9 protein-coding genes are annotated in these 9,898 nt (G+C 69.3%); all 9 read left to right on the top strand.

Features of this window, described 5'->3' with window-relative positions:
* The first annotated feature begins 27 nt into the window (after positions 1–27).
* The 9 genes from ftsZ to dnaE all read left to right on the top strand — a co-directional run bounded on the left by ftsZ (position 28) and on the right by dnaE (position 9,866).
* Entirely contained in the window at positions 28–1,221 is a 1,194-nt protein-coding gene (gene ftsZ / locus ACX80N_RS11120; RefSeq protein ID WP_105030542.1) for a cell division protein FtsZ, read from the top strand.
* Positions 1,222–1,224: 3 nt separating this feature from the next.
* Positions 1,225–2,001, top strand: coding sequence for a polyphenol oxidase family protein (locus ACX80N_RS11115; RefSeq protein ID WP_459339435.1), 777 nt, complete (start codon positions 1,225–1,227; stop codon positions 1,999–2,001).
* Complete coding sequence (locus ACX80N_RS11110) at positions 1,998–2,756, top strand: YggS family pyridoxal phosphate-dependent enzyme (RefSeq protein ID WP_420808207.1); 759 nt, start codon at positions 1,998–2,000, stop codon at positions 2,754–2,756. Before ACX80N_RS11115 ends, ACX80N_RS11110 begins: the two co-directional genes overlap by 4 nt.
* A gap of 109 nt (positions 2,757–2,865) precedes the next feature.
* Positions 2,866–3,387: a cell division protein SepF gene (locus tag ACX80N_RS11105; RefSeq protein WP_105030540.1), complete on the top strand. Its 522-nt coding sequence runs from the start codon at positions 2,866–2,868 to the stop codon at positions 3,385–3,387.
* Positions 3,388–3,445: 58 nt separating this feature from the next.
* A complete protein-coding gene (locus tag ACX80N_RS11100) occupies positions 3,446–3,736 on the top strand; it encodes a YggT family protein (protein ID WP_459339434.1) in 291 nt (96 codons plus the stop codon).
* 146 nt (positions 3,737–3,882) lie between these two features.
* Positions 3,883–4,524, top strand: a complete 642-nt coding sequence (locus ACX80N_RS11095) for a DivIVA domain-containing protein (RefSeq protein WP_105030538.1) — start codon at positions 3,883–3,885, stop codon at positions 4,522–4,524.
* A 201-nt stretch (positions 4,525–4,725) separates the two neighbouring features.
* Entirely contained in the window at positions 4,726–5,283 is a 558-nt protein-coding gene (gene lspA, locus ACX80N_RS11090; protein ID WP_240614970.1) for a signal peptidase II, read from the top strand.
* Complete coding sequence (locus tag ACX80N_RS11085; RefSeq protein ID WP_459339433.1) at positions 5,273–6,208, top strand: RluA family pseudouridine synthase; 936 nt, start codon at positions 5,273–5,275, stop codon at positions 6,206–6,208. Before lspA ends, ACX80N_RS11085 begins: the two co-directional genes overlap by 11 nt.
* Before the next feature lie 115 nt (positions 6,209–6,323).
* Positions 6,324–9,866, top strand: a complete 3,543-nt coding sequence (dnaE, locus tag ACX80N_RS11080) for a DNA polymerase III subunit alpha (protein WP_459339432.1) — start codon at positions 6,324–6,326, stop codon at positions 9,864–9,866.
* Positions 9,867–9,898: the final 32 nt, after the last annotated feature.

Below are 9,898 nucleotides of genomic sequence, written 5' to 3'. Positions count from 1 at the left end.
CACAGATTCGAACAAGGGACACAGGACGTGGCAGCACCTCAGAATTACTTGGCCGTCATCAAGGTCGTCGGCATCGGCGGCGGCGGCGTCAATGCCGTCAACCGGATGATCGAGGTCGGGCTCCGCGGCGTGGAGTTCATCGCGATCAACACGGACGCCCAGGCGCTGCTCATGAGTGACGCCGACGTCAAGCTCGACGTCGGACGCGAGCTCACGCGCGGCCTCGGCGCAGGAGCGGACCCCGAGGTCGGTCGCCGCGCCGCCGAGGACCACTCGGAGGAGATCGAGGAGGTCCTGCGCGGGGCCGACATGGTCTTCGTGACCGCCGGCGAGGGTGGCGGGACCGGGACCGGCGGCGCCCCCGTCGTGGCGCGCATCGCACGCTCCCTGGGCGCCCTGACCATCGGCGTGGTGACGCGCCCCTTCACGTTCGAGGGTCGGCGCCGTTCCAACCAAGCCGAGAGCGGCATCGACACGCTGCGCGAGGAGGTCGACACCCTCATCGTCATCCCGAACGACCGCCTGCTGTCCATCAGCGACCGCAACGTCTCGATGCTCGACGCGTTCCGCTCGGCCGACCAGGTGCTGCTCTCCGGTGTCCAGGGCATCACGGACCTCATCACCACACCGGGCCTGATCAACCTCGACTTCGCCGACGTGAAGTCCGTCATGCAGGGCGCCGGCTCGGCCCTCATGGGCATCGGCTCCGCCCGCGGCGAGGACCGGGCCGTCAAGGCGGCGGAACTGGCCATCGCATCGCCGCTGCTCGAGGCGTCGATCGACGGCGCCCACGGCGTCCTGTTGTCGATCCAGGGCGGCTCGGACCTCGGCCTCTTCGAGATCAACGAGGCCGCCCGCCTCGTCCAGGAGGTCGCGCACCCGGAGGCGAACATCATCTTCGGTGCCGTCATCGACGATGCGCTCGGCGACGAGGCACGGGTGACGGTCATCGCTGCCGGTTTCGACCAGGTCGACGCCACCTCGCAGCCCGCCGCCGCCGCTGCACCCGCATCGCGTCCCGCCGTGGCCCCGAGCGTCGGCAGCGACCACCAGCGTGTACCGGCGACCGCCGGCCTCGGCGCCTGGTCGCAGCAGCGCGCGCAGAACATGCAGGCCGTACCCGCCGACTCCGGCTTCGACGTCGACCTCCCCGCGATCGTGGAGCCCGACCTCTCGGCCGGCCGTTCGGACGACCTCGACGTACCCGACTTCCTGAAGTAGTCGGTGCACGCTGCCGCGGGTCCCGGACAGGACTCCCCGTTCTACTGGAACGAGGAGGTCCGTCCGGGGCTCCGGGTCGCCTTCACCTCGGCGGCCGCGGGTAACCTCGCGCTGCACGTCGGGGACGACGCGGACGGGGTCCGCGGCAACCGTCGGCGGCTCGAGGCGTCCATGGGGATCCCCTCGGGATCGCTGCGCTTCATGAGCCAGACGCACTCCGACCGCGTGGCCGTCCTCGGATCCACCGTTCCCACCGCCGGCGCGGTGGAGGACCATCCCGGCGCGCCGGACGCCGACGGCATGGTGTCCCGCACCGGGACGCACCCGCTCGCGGTCCTGGTGGCCGACTGCGTGCCGATCGTCCTCGCCGACGCGTCGGTCACGGACGGAGGGACGGGCGCGACGGCGGTCGTGCATGCCGGCCGCGCAGGCGTCGGCAACGGGATCGTCACCAAGGCGACGACCGCCCTCAGGGACCAGGGCGCCGGGGACCTCACGGCGTGGATCGGGCCGTCGGTCTGCGGATCCTGCTACGAGGTACCCGAGGACATGATGCTCGCCATGGCGCAGTCCCTGCCCGAGGCCGCATCGCGGACGCCCAGCGGGAGGCCTGCCCTGGACCTGCCGGCGGCGGTCCGACGTCAGCTCGACGATGCGGGCGTGGTGGTGGGGCAGCTGTCCGGTGCCGGAGCGCCCTGCACCCTGGAGAACGCGGGACTCTACTCCCACCGTCGCGCCCCGGGAGCCGGCCGCATCGCCGGACTGGTCTGGCGGACGTGAGTGTCGACGGGGGAGGCGCCGCACCCGATCAGGACCGGGTCCGAGATCTCGCCGGCAGGCTCGATGCCGTCCGTGCCCGGATCACCGCAGCCGCGGCGGCGGCCCGGCGGAGCGAACCGGAGCTGATCGTCGTCACCAAGTACTTCCCGGCGTCCGATGCGCGGATCCTCGCCGGACTCGGGGTCACCGACCTGGGCGAGAACCGGGACCAGGAGGCCGCCGCGAAGGCCACCGAGCTCGAGGACCTGGACGTGCGGTGGCACTTCATCGGACAGCTGCAGACCAACAAGGCCAGATCGGTGGTCAGGTACGCCTCCAGCGTGCACTCGGTGGACCGCGCTCCGCTCGTCGCGGCGCTCGGGAAGGCGATGGGCACAGAACAGGCACGGCGGACGGCGGAGGGGCTGCCCCCGCGCGGGGACCTCGCGTGCTACCTGCAGTTCACGCTCGATCCCGGTGCCACGTCGGGCCGGGGCGGTGCCCTCCCCGAGGAGGCGGCCGGGCTGGCCACCGCCGTCGCAGGAACGACCGGACTGCGCCTCGCCGGCGTCATGGCGGTCGCACCGCTCGGCGCGGAGCCGGCCGACGCATTCGCGCAGCTGCTGCGGATCGCCGCCGTCGTGCAGGCCGTGGACCCCTCGGCGACGGGCATCTCCGCCGGCATGAGCGGCGATCTCGAGGCCGCCGTCGCCGCCGGTGCGACACACCTGCGGATCGGTTCTGATGTCCTCGGTCCGCGTCCGGCCGTGGGGTAGCCTCTGAGCTGGAACGGCGGCACCACGGGCAGCCGGACCGGTGGGTGCGCTTCGTGCGGCCCACCCCCCGGAACCCCCCAATCCACTCTCTCTCAGAACAGGAGTCACCATGGCTGGCGCACTGCGCAAGACGATGATCTACCTTGGGCTCGCCGATGGTGATGAGCACTACGAGCCCGAAACGAAGAGCGCGCACAGCAGGAACGAGGACTATTCAGTGGATTACGACCGCGACGAACGCCACCTCGAGCCGGCCCCCGCCGTGACCCGGGTGGCCCCCGCCGAGGAGTACCGTGCACCCGTGACACCCATCAAGCGTGCGCCGTCGTCGCGTGAGGACTCCGCGGCCCTGCGCCAGATCACCACGATCCACCCACGCTCCTACAACGACGCCAAGCTCATCGGTGAGAGCTTCCGGGACGGCATCCCCGTGATCATGAACGTCACCGACATGGGCGAGGCCGACGCGAAGCGGCTCGTCGACTTCTCGGCCGGCCTCGTCTTCGGTCTGCACGGCAGCATCGAGCGGGTCACCAATAAGGTGTTCCTGCTCTCGCCGTCGTATATTGAAGTCCTCGGCGAGGACCTGAAGGCGAGCGAGGCGCAGACCAGCTTCTTCAACCAGAGCTGACCGGCGCGGCCACGACGGTCGCCGACCCTCCGATGGCCCGAAGGACTGGAACTGCTCCGTGAGTTTGGTATTCGCCCTGATCTACCTGGTACTGATGCTGTTCCAGCTCGCCCTGATCCTGCGGATCGTCTACGACGCCGTGCAGGGCTTCGCGCGGGACTGGCGTCCCCAGAAGTCGGCGCTGGTCCTCGCCTCCGGCGTCTACTTGGTGACCGACCCGCCCATCAATGCCCTCCGCCGGCTGATCCCGCCGCTCCGACTGGGTGGCGTGCAGCTCGATCTCGCCTTCTTGGTGCTGTTCATCGTCGTGCTCATCCTGATGTCCGTGTCCGAAGGGCTCGCGCGATAGCCACCGAGTCCGTTTCGGAATGAAGTTCCAGAAGATATACGCTGATGCACAGTCCGACGTGAGTCACGAGATCATGTCCATGAATCGGTACCACAGCCCTGCCTGCCCTTCGGGGCGGACGGCTCCTATGAGTATGAGGTGACCAGATGGCTTTGACGCCAGAAGACGTTGTCAACAAGAGGTTCCAGCCGACCAAGTTCCGCGAGGGCTACGACCAGGACGAGGTGGACGACTTCCTCGACGAGATCGTCGTCGAACTCCGCCGCCTGAACTCCGAGAACGAGGAACTGCGCCGCCGGGTCTCGGACGGCCCGTCCGACGCCCCGCAGACCGGGACCATCCCGGCCCCCGTCGCGGCCAGCACGAGCACGGAAGCCGTCAGCGGGGACGACGCCACCGGGATCGTCGCCGACGTCGAGACGCCGTCGCCCGCCGCCGTTCCCGCCACCCCCGCCACAGCTTCCACCGGCTCGGCAGAGTCCGCCGCGGGCGTGCTCGCCATGGCCCAGCGCCTGCACGACGAGTACGTCAACGCCGGGGTGGAGCAGCGCGACAAGATCATCGCCGAGGCTCAGATCGAGGCCACCGGCCTGGTCGACGACGCCCAGGAGAAGAGCCGCAAGACCCTCGGGGACCTCGAGGAGCAGAAGACCGTGCTCGAGAGCAAGGTGGAGCAGCTGCGCGGCTTCGAGCGCGACTACCGCCAGCGCCTCAAGGCCTACATCGAGGGCCAGCTGCGCGATCTGGACGCCCGCGGCTCGCTCGCGTCCGACGCGTCGGCCTCCTAGCAGACGACCGGTCCGACCGATGCGTGTCGGGCCTCCAGTGGAAGGGCCGGTGGCCGGGGGCGCGATCCCCGGCACCGGCCCTTCCGCCGTCCCAGCCGCCCCGGCGGCAGCCCCCCGCAGCGCCTACACCTTGGATGCACCGTGAACGAGCACCAGCCAGCCGAGTCCCTTCCCACCGGGGACCCGGCCCACGCCCGGAGGATCCCCGCGCGGTACGGCGCCCTCATGCTGCTGTGCACCGTGGTCGCCTACACCTTCGACCAGCTCACCAAGTGGTGGGTCGTCACGACCATGACCGAGGGACAGGTCATCCCCGTGCTCCCGCCCCTGCTGGACTGGCGCTTCATCCGCAACCCCGGGGCAGCGTTCTCCATCGGCACGGACTACACCTGGGTGTTCACGATCATCATGGTGGTCGTCGCCACGGCCATCGTGCTGCAGGTCCGGCGCGTCGCGTCTTGGGGTTGGGCCGTCGCGCTCGGGCTCGTGCTCGGCGGGGCCCTCGGCAACCTCACCGACCGCCTCCTCCGGGAGCCGTCGTTCGGCCAGGGCCACGTGGTGGACTTCATCGCGCTGCCCAACTTCGCCATCTTCAACATCGCCGACTCCGCCGTCGTCAGCGGGGTGGTGCTCATCTGCATCCTGACGCTGCGGGGGATCGGCATGGACGGCACGCGCAGCACGGATGAGCAGCCCGCCGCGGAGACCGGCGCCGATGCCGGACCCGCCGGGGGGGAGCAGGACGACCGTGACCGCTGACCACCAGGAGATCCTCGTCCCCGAGGCCGATGCCGGGAGCCGCGTCGATGCGGCCCTGGCGCGGCTGCTGGAGGTCTCACGGTCGGCCGTGGCGCAGTGGTGCTCCGACGGCCGGGTGCGGCGCGGGGGCATCCCGCTGGCGAAGTCGGATCGGGTCCACGCCGGGGACCGCGTCGACGTGGACGTCCCGGATCCCGAGGACAGGCACCGCGTCATCCCGGAGGCGGTCGACGGCATGGGCATCCTGCTCGACGACGAGGACTTCGTGGTCGTCGACAAGCCTGTGGGCGTCGCAGCCCACCCCTCGCCGGGCTGGGTGGGCCCCACCGTCGTCGGGGCCCTGGCCGCAGCGGGCTACCGCATCTCGACCTCGGGCGCTCCCGAGCGCGTCGGGATCGTCCACCGCCTCGACGTCGGGACCTCGGGGGCGATGGTGGTCGCCAAGACCGAGCCCGCCTACACGGCGCTGAAGCGTGCCTTCAAGGAGCGCACGGTCGACAAGGTGTACCACGCGGTGGTGCAGGGCCTGCCCGAACCGCTGCAGGGCACCATCGATGCACCGATCGGCCGGCACCCGCACCACGAGTGGCGCTTCGCCGTCATGGACGGGGGCCGGGACTCCGTGACCCACTACGAGGTGCTGGAGGCCTTCGGCCGGGCGAGCCTCGTGGAGGTGCACCTCGAGACGGGCAGGACGCACCAGATCCGCGTGCATTTCTCGGCCCTCCGCCACCCCTGCGCGGGCGACCTCACCTATGGGGCGGATCCGCGGCTGGCCGCCGAGCTCGGCCTCACGCGGCAGTGGCTCCACGCGCACCGTCTGGGTTTCGCCCACCCGGTGACGGGGGAGCCGGTCAGCGTGACGAGCCCCTACCCGGTGGACCTCGCGTACGCTCTCATGGCCCTGACCAGCGGCCTCGTCTGACCTTTCGGAGGGCCTCGTCCGACACACCCGAGCGGCCCCGCGGGACACGCCGTACCGACGTCGGACGACGGTCTCGGCGGCCGCCGAGGGGGTGGGGGAGCACTAGACTCGGGGGGTGGCTACTCCTGCATCCGAAGACTCGTTCGTCCATCTCCACAACCACACCGAGTACTCGATGCTCGATGGTGCGGCCCGACTGACGGACCTGTTCAGCCACACCGAGGAACTCGGGATGAAGGCCCTCGCGACCACCGACCACGGGTTCGTGTTCGGGGCCTTCGACTTCTGGAGCAAGGCCACCAGCGCCGGCATCAAGCCGATCATCGGCGTCGAGGCCTACGTCACTCCCGGGACCGCCCGCAGCGACCGCACCCGCGTGCAGTGGGGCGGCGGAGGGCGCGACGACGTGTCCGGTGCCGGCGCCTACACCCACATGACCCTGTGGTCCGAGACCACCGAGGGGATGCACAACCTCTTCCGGATGTCCTCACTGGCCTCCCTCGAGGGCTACCTGTACAAGCCGCGCATGGACCGCGACCTGCTCCAGACCTACGGCAAGGGACTCATCGCCACCACGGGCTGCCCCTCCGGCGAGGTCCAGACCAAGCTCCGGCTCGGCCTCTACGACGAGGCAAGGCAGGCGGCGTCGGACTTCCGCGACATCTTCGGCGCAGATAACTACTTCTGCGAGCTCATGGACCACGGGCTCGACATCGAGCGGAACGTGAAGGCGGATCTCATCCGGCTCGCGAAGGAGCTCGGCCTGCCGCTCGTGGCCACCAACGACCTGCACTACACGCACGCGGAGGACTCGAAGGCGCACGCGGCGCTGCTCTGCGTGCAGTCCGGGTCCACGCTCGCGGACCCGAAGCGCTTCAAGTTCGACGCCGACGAGTTCTACCTGAAGTCGCCCGCCGAGATGCGCGCCATCTTCCGCGACTACCCCGAGGCCTGCGACAACACGCTGCTCATCGCCGAGCGGTGCGACGTCTCGTTCAACACCAAGGCCAACTACATGCCGCGCTTCCCCGTGCCGGAGGGGGAGAACGAGCAGTCCTGGTTCGTGAAGGAGGTCGAGACGGGGCTGCAGTACCGCTATCCCGCCGGCGTCCCGGACGACGTCCGCAAGCAGGCGGAGTTCGAGGTGGGCGTCATCACGCAGATGGGCTTCCCTGGCTACTTCCTCGTGGTGGCCGACTTCATCAACTGGGCCAAGAACAACGGTATCCGCGTGGGCCCCGGCCGCGGCTCGGGCGCCGGGTCCATGGTGGCGTACGCCATGCGCATCACCGACCTCGACCCCCTCAAGCACGGCCTGATCTTCGAGCGTTTCCTCAACCCCGAGCGCGTGTCCATGCCCGACTTCGACGTCGACTTCGATGATCGCCGCCGCTCCGAGGTCATCCGGTACGTGACGGAGAAGTACGGCGACGAGCGCGTTGCCATGATCGTCACGTACGGCACCATCAAGGCCAAGCAGGCACTCAAGGACTCCTCCCGCGTCATGGGCTACCCGTTCTCCACGGGGGAGCGCCTCACGAAGGCCATGCCGCCGGACGTCATGGGCAAGGGCCTGGCCCTGGCGGACGTGCACAACAAGAACGCCAAGCGCTACTCGGAGGCCGAGGAGCTGCGCGAGCTGCTGAAGACCGACGCCGACTCCGAGAAGGTGTTCGAGACGGCCCTCGGGCTCGAAGGGCTGAAGCGCCAGTGGGGCGTGCACGCGGCCGGTGTCATCATGTCCTCCGACCCGCTGATCGACATCATCCCGATCATGCGCCGTGAGCAGGACGGCCAGATCATCACGCAGTTCGACTACCCCACCTGCGAGGGCCTCGGGCTGATCAAGATGGACTTCCTCGGCCTGAGGAACCTGACGATCATCACGGACGCCGTCGAGAACATCAAGGCCAACAAGGACACCGACCTGGTCCTCGAGGACCTCGAACTCGACGACAAGGCGTCCTACGAACTCCTGGCGCGCGGCGACACCCTGGGTGTCTTCCAGCTCGACGGCGGGCCGATGCGGTCCCTGCTGAAGCTCATGCGCCCCGACAACTTCGAGGACATCTCCGCCGTCCTGGCGCTGTACCGGCCGGGTCCCATGGGCGTGAACTCGCACACGAACTACGCGCTGCGCAAGAACGGCCTGCAGGACATCGAGCCCATCCACCCGGAGCTCGAGGGCCCCCTCGAGGAGATCCTCGGCGGCACGTACGGCCTGATCGTGTACCAGGAGCAGGTGATGAGCGCCGCCCAGAAGCTGGCCAACTTCACCCTCGGCCAGGCGGACATGCTCCGCCGAGCGATGGGTAAGAAGAAGAAGTCGGAGCTGGACAAGCAGCAGGCGGACTTCTTCGCGGGCATGAAGGCCAACGGCTACTCCCAGGCCGCGATGGACAAGCTGTGGACCGTGCTGGAGTCCTTCTCCGACTACGCGTTCAACAAGGCCCACACCGCCGCCTACGGCCTGGTGTCCTACTGGACGGCGTACCTGAAGGCGCACTACCCGGCCGAGTACATGGCGGCCCTGCTCACCAGCGTCGGCGACGACAAGGACAAGCTGGCCATCTACCTCAACGAGTGCCGCCGCATGGGCATCACCGTGCTGCCGCCGGACGTCAACGAGTCCAGCGTCAACTTCACCCCCGTGGGCAAGGACATCCGCTTCGGCATGGGGGCCATCCGCAACGTCGGCGCGAACGTGGTCGGCGCGATGGTGGGCGCGCGCGAGGAGAAGGGGGCGTTCGCCTCGTTCAGCGACTTCCTGCAGAAGGTGCCCGCCGTGGTGTGCAACAAGCGCACCATCGAGTCGCTCATCAAGGCCGGCGCCTTCGACTCGCTCCGGCATCCGCGCCGCGCGCTCGCGATGATCCACGAGGAGGCCGTGGACTCCGTGATCGTCCTCAAGCGCAACGAGGCGGCGAACCAGTTCGACCTCTTCAGCGCGTTCGACGATCCGGACGGCGGGAGCGTGGGCGGGCTGTCCGTCGAGGTGCCCGACCTGCCGGAGTGGGACAAGAAGGACAAGCTGTCCTTCGAACGCGACATGCTCGGCCTCTACGTCTCCGACCACCCGCTGCAGGGACTCGAGGGCATCCTCGGCCAGCACGCGGACGCCTCGATCCCGTCGATCATCGGCGAGGAGGGGCCGGCGGACGGCGCGATCGTGACGATCGCGGGGATGATCACCTCCCTGCAGCGCAGGATCGCCAAGAACAGCGGCAACGCCTACGCCCGGGCCGAGGTGGAGGACCTCTCGGGGTCCATGGAGGTGATGTTCTTCGGACAGGTGTACGGACCAATCTCGGCCGTCCTCGCGGAGGACCTCATCGTGGTGGTCCGGGGGCGCCTGCAGCGCAGGGACGACGGCGCCGTGATGCTCAACGCGCAGGAACTGACGGTGCCGGACCTCAGTGAGGGCCATTCGGGCCCGGTGGTGATCTCGATGCTGCAGCACAAGGCCACGGAGACGGCCGTGACGGCGCTCGGTGACGTCTTGCGGACGCACCCGGGTACCAGCGAGGTCCTCATCCGGCTCAACGGCTCCCGCAAGGTCGAGGTCATGAAGCTCGGCGTGGACCTGCGGGTCAACCCGACGCCGGGGCTCTTCGGTGACCTGAAGGTGCTGCTGGGGCCGGCCTGCCTCGACGCCTGACGGGCGCCCGACGGGTACCTGGCGGAGGACCG

The sequence above is a fragment of the Arthrobacter sp. MDT2-16 genome, assembly GCF_054510925.1.
The sequence above is the reverse complement of the archived record's forward strand: the minus strand, read 5'-3'. Positions and strand labels throughout refer to the sequence as shown.